Origin of the sequence: Sphingomonas sp. IBVSS2, assembly GCF_002127225.1 — a bacterium.
Lineage (GTDB): Bacteria > Pseudomonadota > Alphaproteobacteria > Sphingomonadales > Sphingomonadaceae > Sphingomonas.
Map to the genome: position 1 here is coordinate 247,077 of NZ_NFUR01000001.1, position 21,991 is coordinate 269,067.

The 21,991-nt window shown below is 69.4% G+C and carries 19 protein-coding genes; 14 read left to right on the top strand and 5 right to left on the bottom strand.

The genetic code is table 11. From position 1 onward, the window contains the following. The first annotated feature begins 3 nt into the window (after positions 1–3). From CAP40_RS01090 to CAP40_RS01115, 6 genes are all read left to right on the top strand, one after another. Positions 4–2,214 carry a DUF2460 domain-containing protein gene (locus CAP40_RS01090; RefSeq protein ID WP_086127516.1) on the top strand — a complete coding sequence of 737 codons (2,211 nt, stop codon included), beginning with the start codon at positions 4–6 and terminating at the stop codon, positions 2,212–2,214. Continuing rightward, positions 2,211–3,014 carry a DUF2163 domain-containing protein gene (locus CAP40_RS01095; RefSeq protein ID WP_086127517.1) on the top strand — a complete coding sequence of 268 codons (804 nt, stop codon included), beginning with the start codon at positions 2,211–2,213 and terminating at the stop codon, positions 3,012–3,014. Before CAP40_RS01090 ends, CAP40_RS01095 begins: the two co-directional genes overlap by 4 nt. Further along, positions 3,011–3,394: a C40 family peptidase gene (locus CAP40_RS01100; RefSeq protein WP_086127518.1), complete on the top strand. Its 384-nt coding sequence runs from the start codon at positions 3,011–3,013 to the stop codon at positions 3,392–3,394. Before CAP40_RS01095 ends, CAP40_RS01100 begins: the two co-directional genes overlap by 4 nt. A 1-nt stretch (position 3,395) precedes the next feature. After that, a complete protein-coding gene (locus CAP40_RS01105; RefSeq protein WP_086127519.1) occupies positions 3,396–5,552 on the top strand; it encodes a phage tail protein in 2,157 nt (718 codons plus the stop codon). Continuing rightward, a complete protein-coding gene (locus CAP40_RS01110) occupies positions 5,549–6,055 on the top strand; it encodes a DUF2793 domain-containing protein (protein WP_086127520.1) in 507 nt (168 codons plus the stop codon). Before CAP40_RS01105 ends, CAP40_RS01110 begins: the two co-directional genes overlap by 4 nt. 102 nt (positions 6,056–6,157) lie before the next feature. Then, positions 6,158–7,291, top strand: coding sequence for an OmpA family protein (locus tag CAP40_RS01115; RefSeq protein WP_086127521.1), 1,134 nt, complete (start codon positions 6,158–6,160; stop codon positions 7,289–7,291). Positions 7,292–7,533: 242 nt separating this feature from the next. Here the strand turns inward: CAP40_RS01115 and CAP40_RS01120 are convergent, their stop codons facing one another. Both CAP40_RS01120 and CAP40_RS01125 read right to left on the bottom strand, forming a co-directional pair. After that, positions 7,534–8,352 carry a hypothetical protein gene (locus CAP40_RS01120; protein WP_144034186.1) on the bottom strand — a complete coding sequence of 273 codons (819 nt, stop codon included), beginning with the start codon at positions 8,350–8,352 and terminating at the stop codon, positions 7,534–7,536. A 102-nt stretch (positions 8,353–8,454) separates the two neighbouring features. Continuing rightward, the gene (locus CAP40_RS01125; protein ID WP_086127523.1) at positions 8,455–9,180 is read right to left on the bottom strand and encodes a folate-binding protein YgfZ; all 726 of its coding nucleotides are present in this window, start codon (positions 9,178–9,180) and stop codon (positions 8,455–8,457) included. Positions 9,181–9,226: 46 nt separating this feature from the next. On the opposite strand from CAP40_RS01125, the gene CAP40_RS01130 reads away from it, so the two are divergent. Next, entirely contained in the window at positions 9,227–10,549 is a 1,323-nt protein-coding gene (locus CAP40_RS01130) for a dihydroorotase (protein ID WP_086127524.1), read from the top strand. Beyond that, positions 10,546–11,019 carry an SRPBCC family protein gene (locus CAP40_RS01135; RefSeq protein ID WP_086127525.1) on the top strand — a complete coding sequence of 158 codons (474 nt, stop codon included), beginning with the start codon at positions 10,546–10,548 and terminating at the stop codon, positions 11,017–11,019. The genes CAP40_RS01130 and CAP40_RS01135 overlap by 4 nt, the downstream gene beginning before the upstream one ends. A 9-nt stretch (positions 11,020–11,028) precedes the next feature. On the opposite strand, the gene dapF is transcribed toward CAP40_RS01135, so the two are convergent. Next, entirely contained in the window at positions 11,029–11,967 is a 939-nt protein-coding gene (dapF, locus tag CAP40_RS01140; protein ID WP_179187843.1) for a diaminopimelate epimerase, read from the bottom strand. A gap of 32 nt (positions 11,968–11,999) precedes the next feature. Beyond that, on the bottom strand, positions 12,000–12,674 hold the full coding sequence (locus CAP40_RS01145) for a glutathione S-transferase family protein (protein WP_086127527.1): 675 nt from the start codon (positions 12,672–12,674) through the stop codon (positions 12,000–12,002). A 101-nt stretch (positions 12,675–12,775) separates the two neighbouring features. Between CAP40_RS01145 and CAP40_RS01150 the strand changes: the two genes are divergently transcribed. Further along, positions 12,776–15,256, top strand: a complete 2,481-nt coding sequence (locus tag CAP40_RS01150) for a DUF2339 domain-containing protein (RefSeq protein WP_086127528.1) — start codon at positions 12,776–12,778, stop codon at positions 15,254–15,256. Here the strand turns inward: CAP40_RS01150 and CAP40_RS01155 are convergent. After that, entirely contained in the window at positions 15,249–15,704 is a 456-nt protein-coding gene (locus CAP40_RS01155; RefSeq protein ID WP_086127529.1) for a DUF6456 domain-containing protein, read from the bottom strand. The genes CAP40_RS01150 and CAP40_RS01155 overlap by 8 nt on opposite strands. A 91-nt stretch (positions 15,705–15,795) precedes the next feature. Here CAP40_RS01155 and CAP40_RS01160 point away from each other — a divergent pair, with 91 nt between their 5' ends. The 5 genes from CAP40_RS01160 (at position 15,796) to CAP40_RS01180 (ending at position 21,978) form a co-directional block, all read left to right on the top strand. After that, positions 15,796–16,359, top strand: coding sequence for a helix-turn-helix domain-containing protein (locus tag CAP40_RS01160; RefSeq protein WP_086127530.1), 564 nt, complete (start codon positions 15,796–15,798; stop codon positions 16,357–16,359). A 61-nt stretch (positions 16,360–16,420) separates the two neighbouring features. Continuing rightward, a complete protein-coding gene (locus CAP40_RS01165; RefSeq protein ID WP_086127531.1) occupies positions 16,421–16,789 on the top strand; it encodes a hypothetical protein in 369 nt (122 codons plus the stop codon). A gap of 372 nt (positions 16,790–17,161) precedes the next feature. Next, entirely contained in the window at positions 17,162–18,124 is a 963-nt protein-coding gene (locus CAP40_RS01170) for a sigma-54-dependent Fis family transcriptional regulator (RefSeq protein ID WP_218822097.1), read from the top strand. A 140-nt stretch (positions 18,125–18,264) separates the two neighbouring features. Continuing rightward, entirely contained in the window at positions 18,265–18,696 is a 432-nt protein-coding gene (locus tag CAP40_RS01175; protein WP_086127532.1) for a DUF3467 domain-containing protein, read from the top strand. A 3-nt stretch (positions 18,697–18,699) separates the two neighbouring features. Next, on the top strand, positions 18,700–21,978 hold the full coding sequence (locus CAP40_RS01180) for a papain-like cysteine protease family protein (protein WP_086127533.1): 3,279 nt from the start codon (positions 18,700–18,702) through the stop codon (positions 21,976–21,978). Positions 21,979–21,991 lie beyond the last annotated feature (13 nt).

The window sequence follows — 21,991 nt, forward strand, 5'->3', positions numbered from 1 at the left end:
CAGATGGCCCACTGGCTGGCGGCCGAGCGCCGCGGGCAGGCCGAAGGCGTGCTCTCGCGCTTCGACCCCGCTTATTGGACGGTCAACTTCCCGCGGCCGATGATGGCGGCGGTGACCACCACCGCGCCCGATGCGCTGCGGGTGGACCTGGTCTTCTATCGCCAGGACGACCTCGCCGGCCTGATCTGGGAGGCCGAGGACCGGCACGACCACCCGCTGCTGCGCTACGAGACCGCGCGGGACTTTCGCGACTGCCGGCTGCGCTTCCGCTGGCGCTCGTCAGGCGTGAAGCCGCTCGACGCGGTGCACGGTCCGGTGCTGACGATCGAGGGGCACGATGCCGCCGGCGATCCGCGCGCCTGGTATGTCCGGCTGTGGAACTATGCCGAGGGGACGCCGGAGGACGCGCTGGTCTCGATCGACTTCGCGCAGTTGCAGGGCGGGTTCCTGCTGCCGGACGAGGCCGACCCGGTGTGGAGCGGCGATGTCGACCGCATGTTCGTCTCGCTGGTGGCGCCGGGCCATAGCGGAGCGGATGCCGATCTGGCGGCACCAGCCGAGGGCTGGGTCGAGCTGAGCCAGATCGCCTGCGAGGGGCCGGGCTCGGTGCTGGCGATGGGCGATGCGATCGTGCCCGAGCACGGGCTGGAGATCGCCAATGGCTATGACGACAATTATCACCTGACGCCCGAGCGGCTGCTGCGCAACATGGTCCAGCTCGGCTGGCGCGGCGCGATCCTGCACTATGTGGGGATGAGCCATTATTTCCGGCTCGAGGCCAGTTCGGGCGGCCATTATGTCAGCCTGGGCGCGACGGCGCTGAACGTGGCGTGCCGGGCCTGGCACGCGGACTATGCGCGGCGGGCCCGGGCGCTGGGCTATGCGCTGATCCTGTCGCTGTCCTACGAACTGTTCGACCGGCATTGCTGGGGCGACTGGAAGCAGCGCGCGGCAGATGGATCGCCGGCGCTGACCGGCTGGGAGCCCCCCTCCACCTTGCTCTCGCCCGCCCATGCGGGGGCGATGGCCTATCTCCAGGCGGTGGCGCGCGAATTCGCCGGGATCGCGAAGGACGCGGGCCTCGAGGTGCGCTTCCAGATCGGCGAGCCCTGGTGGTGGACGCTGCCCGACGGAAGCCTGTGCATCCACGACGCGGCGGCCCGGGCGGCGCTGGCCGGGGCAAGCGACGTGCCGGCGGCAGCGGGGGCGCTGCTCGCCGCATCGACGCTGGCGCTGCGCGACGCGGTGCGCACGATGGATGCCGGGGCGGAGCTGCTGCTGCTGGTCTACACGCCGACCGCGCTGACCGCTCCGGCGGCGAACGTGCCGATCGGCTGGGCGGCGCCCGCCTTCGACGTGCTGCAGCTGGAGGACTATGACTGGGCCGCCACCGGCAACGAAGCGGCGAGCGCGCGCGGGATCGCGACGGTGACGGCGCGGCTCGGCTATCCCGTGACGGATCAGCACTATCTCGCCGGCTTCGCGCTGCGGCCCGAGGATCGCCGGCAGTGGCGGCACATCGAAGCCGCGGCGGCGCGGGCAAGGCAGCGCGGCGTGGCCCGCACCTTCCTATGGGCGCTGCCCCAGGTGCTGCGCGACGGCTTCGTGCATTTCGATCAGGAGGAAGTGATGGACGCGTTCGACGACGTGCTGTTCCCGCTCGCGCTGGGACGCGAGGCGGAAGTGGCGCCCGAGGTCTCGACTTCGATCGTGACCAGTGCCGGCGGGCAGGAGAAGCGCAACGCCGAATGGGCCGAGGCGCGGACCCATTATGATGTGGGGCCCGGATTGCGCTCCGAGGACGACATCGCCGAACTGCTCGCCTTCTTCCGGGCGCGCATGGGGCCGGCGCGCGGCTTCCGCCTGCGCGACCCCTTCGATTGCGAGGCGTGGGACGAGTTGATCGGCACGGGCGACGGCACGACCGCGCGGTTCGCGCTGGTACGGCGCTACGGCGACGTGGCGCGGCGGATCACCCGGCCGATCGCCGCGACGGTGCGGATCGCGGTCGACGGGGCGGAGACCGGGGATTTCGTGCTCGGCGCGGGCGGGATGGTGACGCTGGGCCGGGCGCCGGCCGCGGGAGCGGTGGTGCGCGCCAGCTTCGTGTTCGACGTGCCGGTGCGCTTCGCCGACGACCGGCTGCAGGTGAGCCGGGCGACCTTCCTGGCCGGCGCGCTCGCCTCGGTGCCGCTGGTCGAGATCCGCGAATGAGCTGGCTGGAAGGGGCGCTCACCACGCTGGCCCTGTGCTGGCGGATCGAACGGTGCGACGGCGTGACGATCGGGCTGACCGCGCATGACCGCGACCTGGAGTGGAACGGGCTGGTGCATCGCGCGGCTCCCGGCATGGTGCCGAGCGCGATCACCCGCGGGGCGGGGCTCGATCCCGGCGGCATGGACGTGACCGGCGCGCTGACCAGCGCGGCGATCAGCGAGGCCGATCTGCTCGCCGGGCGCTGGGACGGGGCGCGGGTGACGATCTTTGCCTGCGACTGGACCGATCCGGCGAACCAGGTCGCGCTGGGCGAAGGGACGATCGGCGCTGTCGAGACTCGCGACGGCGTGCTGACCGCCGAATTGCGCGGCGCGATGGCCGCGCTCGAGCGGCCGGTGGCGGAGGAGACCTCGCCCGAATGCCGCGCCGCGCTGGGGGATCGGCGCTGCCGGGTGGCGATGGCGGGTCGGAAGCGGTTCGCCCTGGTGACCGCGATCGAGGATACGGTGCTCCTGCTCGATGCCGCGGAGCCTCTGCCCAATGCCTATGGCCAGGGGCGGTTGCGCTGGATCGGCGGGGCCAATTCCGGACTGGACGATGCGATCCTCCGCTCCGACGGCGCGACCGTGACGCTGCGCCGGCCGCCACGCTTCGATGCCCCGGGCAGGGTGCTGCTGATCGAAGGCTGCGACAAGACGCTGGCCATGTGCGCGGCACGCTTCGGCAATGCCCTCAACTTCCGCGGCGAGCCCTATCTGCCGGGCATCGACCTGCTGACCCGCTATCCGGGCGGATGAGCGGCGACCTGGTGCTCGCCCGCGCGCGTGCGGCGATCGGCACGCGCTTCCGGCCGCGAGGGCGGACGCCGGAGAGCGGCTTCGACTGTGTCGGACTGGCCGGATGGGCGCACCGGCGGGCGGTGCCCGCCGGTTATGCGATGCGCAGCGCCGACACGGGGCGCGTGGCGGCCGTGGCGGAAGCCGCGGGACTGGTTCCGGCGGAGGGGCGGCGCGCAGGGGACTTGGTGCTGCTCGCGAGCGGCGCGGGGCAAATGCATCTGGGCATCGATAGCGGGACGGGCCTGGTCCATGCCGACGCGATGCTGCGCCGGGTGGTGGAGCGGCCCGATCCGCTGCCCTGGCCGGTGATCGGCCGCTGGCGACGAAAGGAGGACTGACATGGCAACCATGGTGCTGACCATGGCGGGCGGCCTGATCGGCGGCCCGTTGGGCGGGGCGATCGGCGGGCTGATCGGCAATGCCGTCGATCACGCGATCCTGCCCGCCGGCAAGCGCCGCGAAGGGCCGCGGCTGGGCGACCTCAAGGTGCAGACTTCTTCCTATGGCACCCAGATTCCCGGCCTGTTCGGCACGATGCGGGTGGCGGGATCGGTGATCTGGGCCACCGACCTTGCCGAGCATCGCGAGAGCCGATCGGGCGGCAAGGGGCAGCCGGGCAGCACGGCCTACAGCTATACGGCCAGCCTGGCGGTAGCGCTCTCGGCACGGCCGATCCTGGGGGTGGGGCGGATCTGGGCGGACGGACAGCTGCTGCGCGGCGCCGCCGGCGACTTCAAGGCACGTACCGGCTTCCGCCTGTACCTGGGCGGCGAGGACCAGCCGGCCGATCCGCTGATCGTGGCTGCGGAGGGCATTGGACTGGCTCCGGCGCATCGCGGCATCGCCTATGCCGTGTTCGAGGATCTCGAGCTGGGCCCCTGGGGCAATCGAATCCCGTCGCTGACGTTCGAAGTGCGGGCGGATGCCGGGCCGGTGCCGGCCGGCGACATCGCCGTCGCGCTCGGCGCGGTGGCGACGAGCGACCCGACCGTGGCGCTGGCCGGCTTCGCGGCGCAGGGCACGAGCCTGGCCGCCGTGGCGGAGCTGCTGGCGGAGGCCGCGGGCGGCTGGTTCGGCCCGGGCCCCACGCTGCGCTGCGGGCCGGGGGACGCCATCGTCGTCGAGGACGAGGGCGCCGGCGGCCGGGGACGCGCGAACCGCTCGGTCGCGTCCGCGATGCGCGCGCCACGGGCATTGACGCTCAGCCATTATGATCCTGCCCGCGACTATCAGATCGGCGTGCGCCGCGCCGCCGCGCCCGGGGCAGGGCTGAGCGAGGCACGGATCGAGCTGCCCGCCGCGATCGATGCCGGCACCGCGCGGACGCTGGCGGAGGCGGCATTGCTCCGGGCCGATATCGAGCGGAACCGGCGAAGCATCCATGTCGGCTGGGAGGCGCTTGCCATCCCGCCCGGCGCCCGCGTGCGGATCGCCGGGACGCCCGGCATCTGGCGCGTCGACGGCTGGAAACTCGAGGCGATGACGATATCGCTCGACTGCGTTGCGCTGGCACCGGCTATGGCGCCGATCGCGGCGAGCGGCGGACGCGTGAGCCGCGCGCCCGACACCGCGATCGGCCGGACGATATTGCACGCGTTCGAATTGCCGCCGCTCGACGATGCCGCGGCTGCCGTGCCGCGCCTCGCCGTGGCGGCGGCGGGCGACGCCGCCGGGTGGCGCCGCGCCGCGCTGCTGCTCAGTACCGACGATGGCGCGGCATGGCGGCCGGGCGGCGGCACCCGCGGCATCGCGGTGCTCGGCGACATCCGCATCCCCCCGGGCTCCGCCCCGCCGCAGATCGAGGATCGGCGCAACTGGGCCGAAGTCGCGCTCGCCCACACCGCCATGGAGCTCGACCAGGCCGATGCGACGGCACTCGACCAAGGCGCCAACCTCGCGATGCTGGGCGACGAACTCATCCAGTTCGCGCATGCACAATTGCTGGGCGGCGGCCGCTGGCGCCTTTCCGGACTGTGGCGCGGACGGCACGGCACCGAGCGGGCCATCGGCACCCAGCGGCCCGGCGACCGCTTCGTGCTGCTCGACGCCGATGCGCTCACGCTTATCGACCTGCCTCGAACCGCATTGGGCACCCAAGTGCGCCTGCTGGCCGAAGGGGCCGGCGACGCGAATGGCCCCGCCGAGGCGCGCGCCCTGGTGCGCGGCATTTCGCTGCTGCCATTGGCGCCGGTACACCTCGCCGCGCGGCTGCTCCCCGATGGGGACGTCCACCTGCACTGGGCACGGCGCGGCCGGCATGACTCGCGGTGGCGGGATGGCGCGGACGTGGCGCCCGAGCCCGACGGCGAGCGCTATCGCATAACGCTGAAACCCGCCGCGGGCCCCGCATGGTCGGTGAACATGCTAGCGCCGGGAATGCGACTGGGCACCGCTATCGACGCCAGCGGGCTGGAAATCGAAGTCCGCCAGGTCACCACCGCAGGTCTTTCGCCCGCCGCGACCCTGACCCTGCCGATTCGTGGAGAAGAAGCATGACGGAGACGACCGATCGACTCGCCCTGCCGTTGTTGCACGCGGCCCAGGCACAGAAGGAAATGTACCACAATGAAGCGCTCGTGCGGCTCGACTTGCTCACCCAGGCCGCGGCCGAGGGGATCGGCGCGGATATGCCTCCCATCGATCCGCAGCCCGGCCGCTGCTGGATTATCGGCAATGCACCCGAAGGCGCCTGGCGGGGGCATGCCGGCGAGGTTGCCGGCTGGACCGAAGGCGGCTGGCGCTTCGTGGTTCCGCGCGAAGGCATGCGCCTGTGGCTGGGCCGGGGCGCTGGCCATGCCCTCTTCACCGACGGCGGCTGGCGCGCGGGCGAGGTCCATGGGCGACTGATCGTCGAGGGGCAACAGGTCATCGGCGCTCGCGCCACTGCGATCCCGGAACCAGAAGGCGGGACGGTGGTTGATGCCGCAGCGCGGGCCGCAATCTCCGCGGTACTGGTTGCGTTGCGCGCCCATGGTCTGATCGAAGAAGGCGGACTGTGACGTTCATGCAACAGTACCCGGATTTGTGCGCTTGCGCAGAAACTTTCGTTTCGGTACTGAGTTTTTCGCTGTCCGTAGTGACAATCATGAAAGGGGATTAAGATGCGGAAGCTTGCCGTTACTCTGGCACTCGCGACGACCGCGCTCAGCACGCCCGCCCTCGCCCGCGACGATGCGTGGTATGTGGGTGTCGAAGGCGGCGCGATGCTCGTCGAGGACATCAAGTTCGACATTGGTGCGGCTAAGGACGCCGCGACCGTGCACCACAAGGCCGGCTGGGATGCCGACGCTGTGGTCGGTTACGATTTCGGTCCGTTCCGTGCGGAAGCCGAAGTCGGCTATCGTCAGGCCTCGGTCAACCGCCTCAACAGCACGGTCACGATGCCGATCCGCAATTCGGCCGGCGCCGCGCTCAATGCGCCTCCGGGCAGCTATGGCTATGCCGGCGGCCGTTCCTCGGCGCTGAGCTTCATGGTCAACGGCCTGCTCGATTTCGGTGAAGACACCGGCGTGCAGGGCTTTGTCGGCGGCGGCGTGGGTGTCGCGCGCGTCAAGAACAAGGTCGGCCTGAACACCTACCAGGACTCGATCGACGATTCGGACACGGTCTTCGCCTGGCAGGCGATCGCGGGCATCCGCGCACCGCTGACCGACTCGATCGACATCTCGCTGAAGTATCGCTTCTTCAACGCCGACAATGTGAAGATCACCGACGTTTCGGGTCGCGTGTGGGACGGCCGTTTCCGTTCGCACTCGATCCTGGGCGGCCTGATCTTCAACTTCGGCGCCCCGGCCCCGGCCCCGACGCCGGTTCCGACGCCGGAGCCCACTCCGACGCCGACCTGGACGCCGACTCCGGAGCCGACCCCGACGCCGACCGTCGTCTGCACCCCGGGACCGTACATCGTGTTCTTCGACTGGGATAAGTCGGACATCACGCCGGAAGCCGCGAGCATCCTCGACAACGCCATCAGCAACTATCAGAACTGCGGCAACGCGCAGGTGATGCTGGCTGGCCACGCCGATCGCTCGGGTTCGGCCAGCTACAATGTCGGCCTCTCGCAGCGTCGTGCTGACTCGGTGAAGGCCTACATGACCGCCCGTGGCATCGCCGCCGGTGTGATCTCGACCGAAGCCTTCGGTGAGAGCAAGCCGCGCGTCGAAACCGCTGACGGTGTTCGCGAGCTGCAGAACCGTCGCGTGGAAGTCACCTACGGTCCGGGTTCGGGCAACTAAGCCAGACCCGTCCGCAAGGACTGAGAATTGGGGAGGTCGGGAAACCGGCCTCCCTTTTCTTTGGTGCGTTTGCTTTGGGGACCGCCTCGATTGCGAACGCACCCACCGGTCATGGCAGCATTTACCGCAATTCCATCTTCACCCGGACTTGCACTGGGGCGACGGCTGGGCGGGGTGGATCGCCGGAGCGGGCAATCGACACGACCGCCTTCTCCTCCGGCTGGGAGCCTTCGTGCAGCGGGCTAAAGGCCGAATTCGCCCGCTTGCACGACAAACAGCAGGGAGTTGAAATCGCGAAGCCCGATATCCGCCAGGCGCCGCAGCTCTCCCAGCGCCGGATCGGAATCCGGCTTCGCCTCCGGCAAGGAGGACAATGCCGCGCTCTGGCGTCGGCGAAATTCCTCGACGGACGTTACTTCGCGGGACACCGGCCCTCGGAGAACATGAGGCAGCTCGATCTGGGAAGACACCGGCTCCCGCGCTCGTTCAATTGCCGCCTCCGCCTCCGCCAGCGCCTCGGGAAGCGTGGCGCGCAGCGGCCGCTCTTCGCGCCTCAACCGCTGGCTCAGCATGGCTTCCAGTTCGGATAGCCCCAGTCCTTCGATCTCCTTCGGTTCCGACATTCTCCAATATGTCGCGCCATCGAAAGAGACATGATGGGCCCTGTCGTCGCCAAAGGCACCGATATCGCGCGGCCGGACATAGAAGGATCGGCCGCGGACCTGTCCCGACGCGAACGCTTCGTCGAACTCTTCCTTCTGATGGAACATCGGCGCAGCGTAGAGAACGATGTTCGGATGACGGTCCAGCTCGAGCAGATAGCGATGCTGATCCGAGTCGGCCCGACCGGTTATCGTGATCCGATAATAGGGCAAGTCGAGCGCGGCTCCCGCCTTCAGCTCTCGTGAGTTGGGCGCCTTCAGGCACTCGGAACGCTTGAACTGGATGAAGAGCGGGATGCCCGGCGCCTCCAGCTTCACATCATATCCGCCCCCGGCTCTTCCTTCCTCGAGCAGCGAAGGGAATATCGGCGCGGCCGACAGGCTTCCCAGGCTGTCCACCAACTCTCTCGTAAGCGCGAATCCAAAGGAGAATTCCGAAATCAAGGATCGCATGCTCTTCCCCGCCAGCACCCTCTTCGAGTGCCACCGGCGGCGAAGGCATCACAACAAGCTTTGCATCCATTCCGGCACCAGCGCATCGCCCAGCGCCTCCACGCGGCGCAGCTCCACCATGAGGCCCAGCTCCGGATAGCGGGCGCGGGTGCGATCGCCCGCCTCGCCGATGGGCGCCACCACCAGCCGGCGGTTGACCTTGGCCCGGTAGTGCATGCGCGCCGTATTCTCCTGGCCGACATAGCAGCCCTTGGCGAAGCTGACGCCGTTCAGCTCGGCGGCGTTGCATTCCAGCCACAATGTCTTGTCCTGGCCGAGCTCGGCCGCGCCTTCGGTGACGCCGAGCGACAGGCGATGGGCGCGCCATGCGGCGCTGACATCACCGCCGGAATCTTCACCGAGCCACCGCCAGCCGAGCGTGGCGAGACGCGGATCGGCAACCGCACCGGGACGCGATACGGGCGACCAGTGTACATCGACACCAGACTCCAAGCCGATATGAATCTGCCGACGCAGGCGATACAGCATGAGGCGGCGCATCAGCGCCCCTGCTTGCGCTTCCTCGCAGTCGACCAGGATATCCTTGCCGTCGTCCCACAGGATGAAATCGAACAGCACCTTGCCCTGCGGCGTCAGCAGCGCCGCCCATTGCGGAGACGCGGGCGTCACAAGACCCATGTCCTGCGTCACCAATCCCTGCAGAAATCCGCGAACATCGTCTCCCGCGATGCGGATCAAGGCGCGGTCGGCTAGCGCGGTGCTGGTATCGGTCATGCCGAACAGGTAGGGGGTAGCCGGGGGCGACGGAAGAGGCGTGGATATGAATGTCGATCTGAAGCTCAAGGGCGGGCGCGTGCACCTGCCCGGCGGTGCGGCCGAAACGGATATCGGCGTCTCCAACGGACGCATCGTCGCGATCGGCGGCGCACTGGAGGCAGGCGAGACGATCGACTGCACCGGGCTGGACGTGCTGCCCGGCGTGATCGACAGCCAGGTCCATTTCCGCGAGCCCGGGCTGGAAGCCAAGGAGGACCTGGAGAGCGGCGCGCGCGCCGCGGTGCTCGGCGGAGTGACTGCGGTGTTCGAGATGCCGAACACCAAGCCCAACACCGATTCGGCCGAAGCCGTGCAGGACAAGCTCGCCCGCGCGCGCGACCGGATGTGGTGCGACCACGCCTTCTATGTCGGCGCGACCAATCACAATGCCGAGCATCTTGCCGAGCTGGAACGCCTGCCGGGCACGGCGGGCGTGAAGATCTTCATGGGCGCCTCCACCGGCGACCTGCTGGTCTCCGACGACGCGAATCTGGCGCGCGTGCTCGCTTCGGGGCATCGTCGCGTCGCGATCCATGCCGAGGACGAGTTCCGCATGCAGGATCGGCTGGGTGAGCGCGTGCCCGGCGACCCGTCGAGCCACCCGGTCTGGCGCGACGACGAGAGCGCGATGCTGGCGACGCGCCGCATCCTGGGCCTGGCGCGCGCGGCGCGGCGGCGGATCCACGTCCTCCATGTGACGACCCCGGCCGAACTGGAACTGCTCGGCCAGCACAAGGACATCGCGACATGCGAGGTCACCCCGCAGCACCTGACGCTGGCCGGCGAGGAAGCCTATCCCAGGATCGGCACCTTCGCGCAGATGAACCCGCCGATCCGCTCGGCCGCGCATCGCGCCGGGCTGTGGCACTGGCTCAACCAGGGCGTGCCCGATGTGCTGGGCTCCGACCATGCGCCGCACACGCGCGAGGAAAAGGCCAAGCCCTATCCCGACAGCCCCAGCGGCATGCCGGGCGTGCAGACGCTGTTGCCGCTGATGCTCAACCATGTCGCCGAGGGGCGGACGACGCTGCAGCGCGTGATCGACCTGACCAGCGCGGGTCCGCAGCGGATCTTCGGCATCGCCGGCAAGGGCCGGATCGCCGTGGGCTATGACGCCGACTTCACCGTGGTGGACCTCAAGGCGCGCTGGACGGTGGAGGAGAGCTGGCTCGCCTCGCGGTGCGGCTGGTCGTCCTTCACCGGTATGCAGCTGACCGGCCGGCCCATCGGCACGATCGTGCGCGGCAACCGGGTCATGTGGGAAGCCGAACTGGCCAACCAGGCCATGGGCAGGCCGGTCCGCTTCGAGGCAGTCGAGTTCGGGTGAGGACGGTCTCCCGCACCGATCGCGCGTCGCGGCTGATCAAGGCGCCGGCGAGCCAGGTCTATCGCGCCTTCATCGATCCCGCGGCGCTGGTGCGCTGGCTGCCCCCGGAGGGAATGACCGGCGAGATGCTGGCGTTCGACGCCCGGCCGGGCGGCGGCTATCGGATGGCGCTGCACCATGGCGACACCGAACATGCGACGCCCGGCAAGACTTCCGAACATAGCGATGTGGTCGAGACACGCTTCGTCTCGCTGAACCCGGGCAGGGGCATCGTCCAGTCGGCAGTGTTCGATTCGGAGGATCCGGCCTTTGCCGGGACGATGCGGATGACCTGGACCTTCGAGCCGGCCGAAGGCGGCACGCGCGTCGCGATCACTTGCGAGGACGTGCCGCAGGGCATCCGCAAGCAGGATCATCTTCAGGGATTGAAGTCTTCGCTCGCCAATCTTGCGGCGTTCGTTGGCGGATAGCCGGGGCGGCTAGGCCGGGATGGCGGCGGCCCAGGCAGCGGCTTCGTCCTCGCGCCGGGCATGGACGAGCGGCGGCCCGGCCGTCGCCAGTGCCGGATCGACTTCGATGCTCGCATCGTAGAGGAAGGTCGCGTTGCCGAGGATCGTGACCATGCCGGCGGCGTCCGACGATCCCATCACCAGCCCGCCCTTGTTGAACACCTTCATCGTCGTGCCGAACGGCACGCGGCCCGTGCGGCCGGCGGCATAGACCGCCGAGGCCATGGCGCTGCCGCAACTGTCGGTCAGGCCGACGCCGCGTTCATAGGTACGCACGAACAGATCCTGCCCGCGCAGCTCGACGAAGGAGACATTGGCGCGCGCCGGGATCAGATCGGGCCCGGCCTCGCACCAGTCGCCCAGCGCAACCAGCTCGGCTTCGTCCACCGCGTCCACGAACGCGACAAGATGCGGGTTGGGCATCGCGACCGCAGTGAAGGCCCGTGTGCTGGGCAGGCCGGGGATGGCCGCGTCGATCACCGTCTCCGCCGCGATGCGCAGGCCGACGGTGTCGGTGCGGGTGGCAGCCGGGCCGGCAGTCTCGCGAATCGTCACCACGCCCGGCGCGAGCGGCTCGGCACGGGCCACTTCGGCACTGCTCGTCTTCAGCCGCACCCGCGCCGCATCGACGCCGAGCAGTTCGAATCCCAGCCGCGCGACGCAGCGCAAGCCGTTGAGGCAGGTCTCCGCTTCCGAACCGTCCGAATTGAACATGCGCATGCCGAAATCATGACCGGCATCGTCCCCCTCGGTGAGCAGCAACAGGCCGTCGCCACCAACCGGCCCGGCACGATCGGCTAGCGCGCGCGCCACGCCCGCCCAATCCGCATCGGGCAAGTCGAGCGCACGCGCGTCGAACAGGGGAAAATCATTCCCCGAGCCGTGGCATTTGATGAAGGCGAGCCGCATGGCGCCCATCTAGGCACGCCGGGCCGCGCTGGCTAGCCGGCAAGCACCTCGCGCTGCACCGGGCCACCCATCGCATCGATCATCGCCCGGTCGCGCGTGATGATGGCGGCGAAGCTCGGCCGGGCGTGCATCGCCGCAACCCATTCCGCCAGTCGCGGATAGATCGTGGCGTCCACGGTCACACCGATGCAGCCCAGCGTCGCGAGCGGGCTCGCCACCGCGATGTCCGCCAGGGTCAGCCGATCTTCGACGAGGAATCCGCTCTCGGGGATCGCGGTTTCCAGATAGGCGAGGATCGGCGGCATCAGATCGCGCTCGGCGGCGTCCGCCGCGGCATGGTCGCACTCCATCTTGAGCACCCGCGGGCGCACGAAGCGCTGGCCGAAGATCGCGCCACCCGCTGCCATCATGATCGTGTCGGCAAGCTCGTCGAACCAGATCGTCCGCGCACGTGCGCGCGGCTCGGCCGGGATCAGGCTCGGCTCGGGATATTTGGCATCGAGATAGGCGACGATCGCCGAACTGTCCGAGATCAGGAAATCGTCATCCTTGAAGCCCGGCATCTTGCCGAACGGGCTCGCCGCCATGAACTCCGGCCCGCCCCGGCCCATGCCGGCGGCCTGCAGCTCGAGATCCAGCCCCTTCTCGGCACCGAACACCATTACCTTGCGCACATAGGGCGAAAGCGTCGAACCAAACACGATCATGCCAACCTCTCCTCGGCTTGGGCATCAGGCTATCGAATCAGTTGCCATTTGCAACTGGTTTATGCGCGACAGGTGCGCTCCACTATGCGAAGAGGGGATGCGTGATTGCTCTCACTCTCCTCCTCGTACTGGGCGCGGCTGCGGCCTTTTATGTCGTGCTGCGGCGCATCGCCTTTCTGGAGGAAGAACTGCGCCGTGTCGAATCGCTGATCGCCGTGCGTGACCATGCCGGGCCCGAGGCACCGGCGCACCAACCCGAATCCCCGGCGCCGCCCGCCCCCGCAATCGAAGCGCCGAGCCGGGTCGCCGAAGCCCAGCCGAAGCAGGCGCCCGCGCGGACCGGAGTCGAGCCGCGGCCCCTGCCCCAGTTCAGCCTCGAGACGCTGATCGGCGGGCGATTGCCGATCTGGATCGGCGGCGCGGCGCTGGTGCTCGCCGGCTTCTTCCTCGTCCGCTATTCCATCGAGAGCGGATTGCTCGGGCCGGGAACGCGAACCGTGCTCGCGGCGCTGTTCGGCGCGACGCTGATCGCGGGCAGCGAAATCGTACGGCGCCTGCCCGCCACCGCCGACGATCCACGCGTGGCCCAGGCGCTGGCCGGGGCGGGAATCGCGAGCCTCTACGGCACGCTCTACATGGCGGCGGCGCTCTATCATCTGATCGCACCGCTCACCGCTTTCCTGCTCGTGCTGCTGATCACCGGCGGCGCGCTCGCCCTGGCGCTGCGCCACGGGCCGCCCACTGCGGCGATGGCGCTGATCGGCGGGTTTGCCGCGCCCCTGGTCGCCGGGTTCGATGCAGCGGGGATCGGCCCGCTGCTCGTCTATCTCGCGCTGTTCACTGCCGCCCTGTTCGGCCTGGCCATCCATCGCGGCTGGGCCTGGCTGGCGCTGGCAGCCTGCGTCGCGGGCTTCGCCTGGGTCAATTTCCTAATCGCGATGCTGGTGGCGCGCGAGGGCGATCTCTCCGCTGTCGGCGCCTTCACCATGCTGCTCGCGATCGGCGCCAGCGCAGCGCTGCCGGCCACGGGCGCGGGCAATCGCTGGCTTCGTCTGGCCCCCTTGGTGGCAGGATGCGTGCAACTCGCCATACTTGCCCCGGCGCTCGATTTCGGCTGGCTCGCCTGGAGCCTTTACCTCACCCTCGCCGCCGCCGCGCTTTTCCTCGCCTGGCGCGACACGATCTACCTTCCCGGCGCGCTTGCCGCCTGTGCCTTGCTGCTCGTGCTCGAGATGCTCGCGATCGACCTGCGCGCGCCCAGCTTCACGCCGGTCGCCGCGATTCTCGCCACCGGGCTGTTCGCCGTCCCTGGCCATGCGCTGGCGCGGCGCCACCCGCTCTGGGCGGGAATCGCGCTGCTCGGCACCGCCGGTCCTCTCCTCATCGCCCATTTGCGCGCGCCGGGGCTGCTATCCGCCGTGCAATGGGGATGGATCGAGCTGGCGGCTGCGGCCGCAGTGTCCGGCCTGGCCTGGCGAAGCCGTGCCGACCGCACGCAGTCGCCGCTCGTCCCGGCGACTGCGCTGGCGGCCTTCCTCGCGGGACTTGGCCTGGGCCAGTTCGTGCCGAGCGACTGGCTCGCTTTGCCGCTTTCCTGCATCGCCGCCGCCCTCGCCTGGTGGGCGCGCAAGATACGCGCGCCGCTGCTCTACGAGTTGCCCGCCTATCCCCTCGCCGCCGCGCTGATCGCCGCCGCGCTGCCGCTCGGCGCGCTGAGCGAGCTGATCCTCGCCTCGCTTTCCGGAGAGCGGCTCCCCTATGCGCTGCTCCCCGCCTTGCCCGAGCTGCTGCGCGACCTGGCGCTGCCGGTGGCGCTTGCCGCCGCACTGCTCCTCGACCCCGCGCAGTTCGGCCGGGTCCGCCGGGTCGCGTCGCTCTTCGCCATCACGCTCGGCGTGCTGCTGCTCTATGCGCTCGCCAAACAGCCGCTCGCCATCGCCACCCTGCCGCGTTTCGAGACGTTCGGCTTCGTCGAGCGCGCACTGCTCACCCAGGCCTGCCTCGCCGCCGGTTGGCTGCTCCTGCGCCGCGCAAGGGCGGCCACGCTCGGCCATGCGCTGCTCGCGCTCGGCCTGTTCCGGATCCTGTGGTTCGACCTGTTGCTGCTCACGCCGCTGGCGGAGCCCCAGGCGGTCGGCCCATTGCCGCTCCTCAACGCCGCCGTGCTCCATCTCGCGCTCGCCAGCTTCTGGCTGTGGACCCTGCCCCCGCGCTGGCGGCCGGGCGCGGCGCTGCTCGCCCTCCTGGCCGTGCTGGCGGCGGTGCGCCAGGCCGCACATGGCAACCTGCTCACCGGTCCGATCGGCACGGGCGAGAATGGCGGATACAGCGCCGCGATGCTGGCGCTCGCGCTGTTCTGGCTGTGGCGGGGCATTGCCGCCGGCGCGCGCGACCTGCGCGTCTTCGGCCTGGCCTTGCTTACCGGCGTCACCTTCAAGGTATTCCTGATCGATGCCGCGGCACTCGACGGGCTGCTGCGCATCCTTTCCTTCCTCGGCCTCGGCCTCGCGCTGATCGGAATCGGCTGGGCCTATGGCCGCTTCGTGGGCAAGGGCACCGCAGCACCCGAGCCGCTCACCTGATGCCGTAGAAATCGGCGACGCGATCGAGCGCGAAGCAGAGCACCAGCTTGCCCGCGCGGCTCGGCCAGCCCAGCGCCTTCTCCGCCGGCCCCAATCCCTCGCCCGCACAGACCACGCGCCACAATATGTCGGCAAGCCCGGCACCGGCCGCCGTCACCGCTCCGTCGAACCGGCGCCGCGCGGCGATCTGTGCCAGGCTGGGGTCGAGCCGTTCCGGCGCGCCGCCCGGCGACCGCCCAACCGGCGCGGCGTCCCAGCGCATCGTGACGCGTGGCCCCAACGCCGCCGTCTCGTAATCGGCACGAAGCCTTTCCCCAGCCTCGAGCTGCCGCACGCTGACATGGCCGCGCGCCGCCAGCCACGCCAGCGGCGATTCGGCCTGGTTCACCGTGACCCGCCGCCGGGGCCCGGCCCCGTCCGCGATCGTCCGCTCCACCAGCTCGCGCATGCATGATCTCCTTTTGTTTCCGTTCCACCCCCTTGCCATGACGGCTCGATTGTAGGAAAGAAGAAAACCGATTTGGTTAGGAGACGTGCCGATGATCACCGCCATCCGCGAAGTGCGCCGCGCCAAGGGGCTCACGCTGGAAGAAGTGGCGGCGCGTTGCGTGCCCGCCACCACGGCGCAGACGATCGGCCGGCTGGAGATGGGCACGCGCACCGTCTCGGTCGGATGGCTCAATCGCATCGCCGCCGCGCTCGGGGTGGACAGTGCCGACCTGGTCAGGCTGCCCGAACGGCCGGAGATCCCGGTGGCGGCCATGCTCGACAATGCCGGGGCCCAGGCGCCGCGCCGGCCGGCGGCAGTAGTGCCCCCGCATGCCGAGCCGGGCATGGTGGCGGTGGCGGTGGCGGCGGGCATCGGCGACTATCGCGCCGGGGACGAGATCTGGTGCCGCACGCTGGCGCCCGAGGGGTTTGCCGGTGCGCTCAACCGCGACGTGCTCGTGCCTCGCCCTGCCGGCCGCTTCCTGTTCGGACGGCTGATCGGGCGGGAGGGCGACCGGCTCCACCTCCTCCCCCTCGGCGCCGGCGCCCGCCAGCAAGTGGTGGCCGACCCGCCCTGGATCGCCGAAGCGATCCGCCTGGTCCGCTCCCTCTGAATCGGCTTGCGGAGTGCCGCGGACAGGCGCATTTTGCCGGCAAAAGCAGGAGGGGCATTTCATGCTGAAACTGGGTCTGGCGACAATTGCCGCAATCGTGATCGCAACGCCCGCAATGGCGGACGATTGGGATTTCGTGCTGATCAACAATACCGGCAAGGCGATCAAGACGGTCGAGATCGCGCCGACGGGCACCACCACCTGGCAACCCAACAAGATCGATCCCGATTTCAAGAAGGACGACGCGACGGTGAAGTCCGGTGCCCGGATGACGGTGCATTTCAACAAGGGCACCGTCTGCAAATACGATCTGAAGCTCAACTTCGCCGACAACAGCAACAGCGTATGGATGGGCATCAATGTGTGCGACAATTCCTACGTCACCGTGAAGTACAACCCCGCGGGCGCGACCGTCTTCACGGCGAACTGACCGCGCGCGGCCGCGCATGAACGCGAATGGCGGGGGATCGCAGGGCCGATCTTCCGCCATTCGCGTTTATAGACCCGACGAAAGATCCGGCCCGGTGGGATTTCCCGCATCGCACGGTCTCGATCCCGAAATCGGATATCGGCGGAAGAGTAGACGAAGTATCCACCATTAATAGGAGTCGACTGTCCGGTCTGTTAAAGTTATCCACAGCCTGTCGAGTCGCCTTAGATATCATGGCCGCCAAGGGGTCGCGGCTGCTTCACATGTACATTGCCAGTTCCGGAAGGCGCGCCGCGTCTTTCCGTGTTCTCATGGTCGAACGTCCCCGGTATCGCTCCGGGGCGGGCGCGCAATGCTGTCGGGTGAGCGGGCGTGGACGATCTCGTGACCGGATTGCTGGGCGACAGCGAAGCAATGGTGCGGCTGCGTACCATCGTTCCCAAGATCGCGCGCTGCGACGCCCCGGCGCTGATCACCGGCTCCACCGGCACCGGCAAGGAACATTGCGCGCGCACCATCCATGCGTTGAGCGAGCGCCGCTGCGCGCCCTTCGTCGCGATCAACTGCGGCGCGGTTCCCGACAGCCTGTTCGAGGCCGAGCTGTTCGGGTTCGAACGCGGCAGCTTCACCGGGGCGGTACGCAGCCAGACGGGCAAGGCGGTGATCGCCGGCGCCGGCGGCACGCTGTTCCTCGACGAGGTCGGCGAGCTCTCGCCGTTCAGCCAGGTCAAGCTTCTGCGGCTGCTGGAAGAGAAGGAAGTGCAGCCGATCGGGCGCGAAAAGCCGGTGAAGGTCGATCTGCGCGTGATCGCGGCGACCAACCGCGACGTCGAGCAGCAGGTGGAGGAAGGCAGCTTTCGCGCCGACCTCTATTATCGGCTCAATGTCGCCCGGGTGACGCTGCCCGATCTCGCCGAGCGAACCGAGGACATCGCGCTCTACATCACGCACTTCATCGAGCGCTTCAATCGCCGCTGCGGCTGCGACGTCGCCGCGCCCGATGCCGAGCTGCTCGACCTGCTGATGCACTATGACTGGCCGGGCAATGTCCGCGAGGTGCGCAACTTCGTCGAGGCCGTCTTCATCGATCCCCCGCGCGGCGCGATCCGGCGCGACCATATCCCCGATGCCTTTGTGCGGCTGCAGCGCAGCTTCGATCGCTCGGGCAAGGACGAGCGCGCCCGTATCCGCGCCGCGCTCGACCGCACCGACTGGAACCGCGCCGAGGCCGCGCGCGCACTCAGCTGGTCGCGGATGACGCTCTACCGCAAGATGACCAAGTACGAGATGACCCGCGCCGGCCCCGAAGGCCCCGAGGACGGCCCCGCGCTGTAACGGGCGCGCGTAACCCTGATACGTCGGTGCCGTGCCATTGTTACGCAGCCATAGGCAGGCCGACAGGGTAATCCCTTGCAATAAAGTCATTTCATGGTCTGGCACGCGGCTTGCTCCCGATCCGTCAGGAGGCATGCCGGATGAACCAGGGCAGCGTGGCGGACAGGGATGCGGACGCGGCGATACGCGGCGAGACATCCCGCGCGCCCGCCAGCTACGTCAATTATTTCGAGCTCGGCCAGAACCCCTTCGAGTTCCTGATCGATCTCGGCCAATATTATCCGAGCGGCAATGAAGGCGTCGGCGCGATCGCCATCCACACGCGGCTGGTGCTCACCCCGCCCTATGCGAAGATGCTTTCCGAACTCCTCGCCCGCTCGGTCCACGAGCATGAGCGCGAAAATGGGCCGGTCGCCCAGATCGGCCAGGAAAGCTGCCCCTTCGACATCGTCCTCTCCTCGATCGGCGACTTCGAGGAGCGCGCCCGCGCGCTGCGCGCCGCGCGCACGCGATCCGATACGGCCCCCGGCGACGATGCCGGCCGCAATTCCCCTTCCAGCAACGACAGGTGATCCATGACTGCTCAGATCCGTCCCAACCGCATGGAGGTCAGCGATCGGTTCCCGATGCTGGGGTTCGCCGTTCGCGTCGACCGGCCCGATGTCGAGGTGCAGGTGGTGCTGGCGACCGACGTCTCGCTGTTCGATCCCGCGAACAAGCCGCATCGCACCGCCGCCAATTTCTATTGCAGCGACGAGCAGGGGCGGCTCAGCGTGCCGCGCGGCGACGGCGTGTTCGTGGTGCCGCCCGAAGTGCTCGCGCGCTTCATCGGCGGCCAGAAGATCTATTTCGGGCTCGCGACCGGCCATGCCGGCAATGGCGGGCTGAACGTGGACGCGCTGCCGCGCGAGGGCAGTCCCTATGTCGCGCTCAGCAATTTCACCGGGCGCAGCCTGCGCCGCAGCTACACGGCCCCGCGCACCACGCCCGTGCTCGAATGGGCGGGCGATGCCCCGCAGCCCGGCAGCCGTGCGGCGGCGCCCCCGCCCGCCGCCGCCGCGCCGATCGCCGCGACGCGAACTCCGGCGGCGCCGGGCGGCGGCAACAGCTATGACGACGGCTTCGGCCCGATGCCCGATATCCCCGCGAAGAGCGCCGGGCTCGCGCGGTCCGCGCCCATGGCGGCGGGATCGCGCGGCGGCGTTGCGCTCAACATGGCATCGGGGCTCGGCGCCGGCGATGCGCTCGGCTGGATCATGGAGAAGGTGCGCACCGCCGCCGCGACGGCGGGCAGCGAAGTCAATCCGCCGCGCCTCTACCGGTTCGGCGGCGCCAGCAGCACCTTCGTCGCCGCATGGCAGGCCGGCTTCGGGATCACCGGGCTGATCAACCCGCTCAACGCGTTCCTCGCCGCGCTGCCCCAGCTCGCGGCGCGCAGCAACGTGACGATCTCGGTCGGCCCCGCGCTCGATACGCCGGTGTTCGGCGGCGGCCTGGGCGCCGTCTTCGCGCCCGACGGCCAGGCCGCGCTGTTCGGCACTGCCGATTCCAGCTTCGACGCGCAGGGCGTCAGCGACTTCATCGAGCATCTGAAGCTCGCGCTCCAGGCCAGGCTCAAGCTCGGCTACAATGCCGGCGGCATCGACGGCTTTGCCGGCCTGCGCAAGGTGGCCGCCCTCAATGTCGGCGACGAGATCGTGGTGGGCGCCGAGCTGTGGCTCGACGGCGCCGACCAGGGCATCGGCGGCGCGGTCTCGATCGGCGCGGGCTTCGCGCTGCAATTCGGGCAGGAAGAAGCCGCCTATGTGCCCCCGGCCCTGCCCGGCACCGGCGCGCGAGACCGGGCCAGCCGGATCGGCGGCATGTTCGCGGCGCGGATCGGGGAAGCGCTCGACCTCGGCCTGGCCGAGGCAGCGGTCACGCCATTGCTCGAAAGGCTCGAAAGCGCGAGCCGGCCCGATCCGCTGCGCGCCTCGGCGAGCACGATCGCCTATGCCCGCGCCCAGGCGACGGGCCGCAGCATCAACTGGAACGGCGTCGACTGGATCGCCCAGCCCAACGACAATGCCTGCTGGGCGACCACGCTGGCGATGCTGATCGGCTGGAAGGACCAGAAATGCTATGAGCCGGCGACGATCGCGCAGCGTTGCGGCCGCGACATCGAACAGGGGCTCCCCTGGGATCAGCGCGCCACCGTCGCCGCGGCGCTGGGCCTGGGGACGCTCCAGCCGCAATGCTACACCCCCGAGGGCTTTTTCAGCCTGATCGAGCGCCACGGCCCGCTCTATGTCGGCAAGATGGCGAGCGCGGCCAACCTGTCGGGCCATGCCGTGCTCGTCGTCGGCATGTACGAGGATGGCGGCCAATATTATGTCCGCGTGGTCGATCCCTGGGATCGCCCGGTCGGCACGCCCGGCGCACCCGGCGCCTATGCCAGCACGCACGAGCGGAGCAGCCGCTACATCCTTCGGTTCGAGGATTTCGAGACCGAGTATGAAATGGCGGCGGACGGCAATCCCGCCTATGTCCAGATCATCTATGCCGGCATACCGGCAGGCCGCCAGCCTGACACCGGCACCGGCGCGCCCGCGGGCTTCGCCATGGCGGCGCCGCGCACCGCCCGCGCGATGGCCGCGGCTGACTGGTCGATCAACTGGGACGGGGTGCAGCTCATCCCGCAACCCACCGGCAATGGCTGCTGGGCCACTACCATCGCCATGCTGCTCGGCTGGCGCGACGAACGCAGCGTCTCGCCCGAAACGATCGCGCAGCGCTGCGGCAACGACATCGAGCAGGGCCTGCCCTGGGCCGAGCATGCCGCCGCCGCGGCCAGGCTGGGCCTCACCGCGCATCCGCCGCAATGCTATGCGCCCGACGGCTTCGCCGCGCTGATCGAGAACAACGGCCCGCTCTATGTGAGCAAGATCGCGACTTCGACGATCCTGTCGGGCCATGCCGTGCTCGTCGTCGGCATGTATTCGAGCGGCGGCGACTATTTCGTGCGCATCGCCGATCCCTGGGATCGTCCGGTCGGCAGCCCCGGCAGCCCCGGCGACTATGCCCCCACCCATGCGCGCGGCAGCCGCTACATCCTGCGCTACGAGGATTTCCAGACCGAGTATGAGATGGCGGCCTCGGGCAGCAATCCCGTCAATGTGCAGATCCTGAGTGGCGGGGTCCCGGCCGGGCGCCAGATCAACGGCGGCACCACCGCGCCTGCGGGCTATGCGATGGCGGCTCCCCGCACCTTGCCCGCACCGCCGCCCGCCCGCACCCGCGCGCTGGACATCGGTGCCGCCGCCACGATCGCGGGCACCGCAGTGCAGATCATCGCGGCCAATAGCGGCGACATCCACACCAACCTCGCCAGCTGGAACGGCATCAAGCATCCGGGCGACCGCGCACCGGCACGCCCCGCCGCCTTCCAGGACGGCGCCATCGAGCTGCGCGACTGGCCGATGGTCGGCGGCACCTTCGGGCTGGACGACATCTATTGCTGGCTGCGGATCCGCTGGCAATACAACGGCACCTCGCTCGGCCATATCTATATCGACGATATCGGCCATGACGATGCCGCCGGCTGGGGCCTGACCGTCAACGCGACGATCGAGGACGACGCCCGGCTCTATGCCCGCAGCTCGCATGCCAGCGCGGCGGGGCCGGCGCAGGTGCCGGCGCTGCACGTCAACATCACCTATACGTTCGACGAGGTGATCGCCGACGACCAGGTCGCCCATTCGCGCATCACGCTCTACGCCGACGGCACGCACGACATCGAGAGCCGCTGGGTCCAGCACTCGCGGCCCGGCGGCGGCACGCCGACCACCATAGCCCGCCCGCTCGCATACGCGTGATCCGATGCCGGGT

Coding starts and splice junctions, on each gene's coding strand:
- CAP40_RS01100 (WP_086127518.1), top strand. CDS start 3,011: ATGAGCGGCGACCTGGTGCTCGCCCGCGCGCGTGCGGCGATCGGCACG.
- CAP40_RS01090 (WP_086127516.1), top strand. CDS start 4: ATGGCCCACTGGCTGGCGGCCGAGCGCCGCGGGCAGGCCGAAGGCGTG.
- CAP40_RS01165 (WP_086127531.1), top strand. CDS start 16,421: ATGCTGAAACTGGGTCTGGCGACAATTGCCGCAATCGTGATCGCAACG.
- CAP40_RS01105 (WP_086127519.1), top strand. CDS start 3,396: ATGGCAACCATGGTGCTGACCATGGCGGGCGGCCTGATCGGCGGCCCG.
- CAP40_RS01125 (WP_086127523.1), bottom strand. CDS start 9,180: ATGACCGATACCAGCACCGCGCTAGCCGACCGCGCCTTGATCCGCATC.
- CAP40_RS01155 (WP_086127529.1), bottom strand. CDS start 15,704: ATGCGCGAGCTGGTGGAGCGGACGATCGCGGACGGGGCCGGGCCCCGG.
- CAP40_RS01160 (WP_086127530.1), top strand. CDS start 15,796: ATGATCACCGCCATCCGCGAAGTGCGCCGCGCCAAGGGGCTCACGCTG.
- CAP40_RS01180 (WP_086127533.1), top strand. CDS start 18,700: ATGACTGCTCAGATCCGTCCCAACCGCATGGAGGTCAGCGATCGGTTC.
- CAP40_RS01175 (WP_086127532.1), top strand. CDS start 18,265: ATGAACCAGGGCAGCGTGGCGGACAGGGATGCGGACGCGGCGATACGC.
- CAP40_RS01110 (WP_086127520.1), top strand. CDS start 5,549: ATGACGGAGACGACCGATCGACTCGCCCTGCCGTTGTTGCACGCGGCC.
- dapF (WP_179187843.1), bottom strand. CDS start 11,967: ATGCGGCTCGCCTTCATCAAATGCCACGGCTCGGGGAATGATTTTCCC.
- CAP40_RS01145 (WP_086127527.1), bottom strand. CDS start 12,674: ATGATCGTGTTTGGTTCGACGCTTTCGCCCTATGTGCGCAAGGTAATG.
- CAP40_RS01115 (WP_086127521.1), top strand. CDS start 6,158: ATGCGGAAGCTTGCCGTTACTCTGGCACTCGCGACGACCGCGCTCAGC.
- CAP40_RS01130 (WP_086127524.1), top strand. CDS start 9,227: ATGAATGTCGATCTGAAGCTCAAGGGCGGGCGCGTGCACCTGCCCGGC.
- CAP40_RS01095 (WP_086127517.1), top strand. CDS start 2,211: ATGAGCTGGCTGGAAGGGGCGCTCACCACGCTGGCCCTGTGCTGGCGG.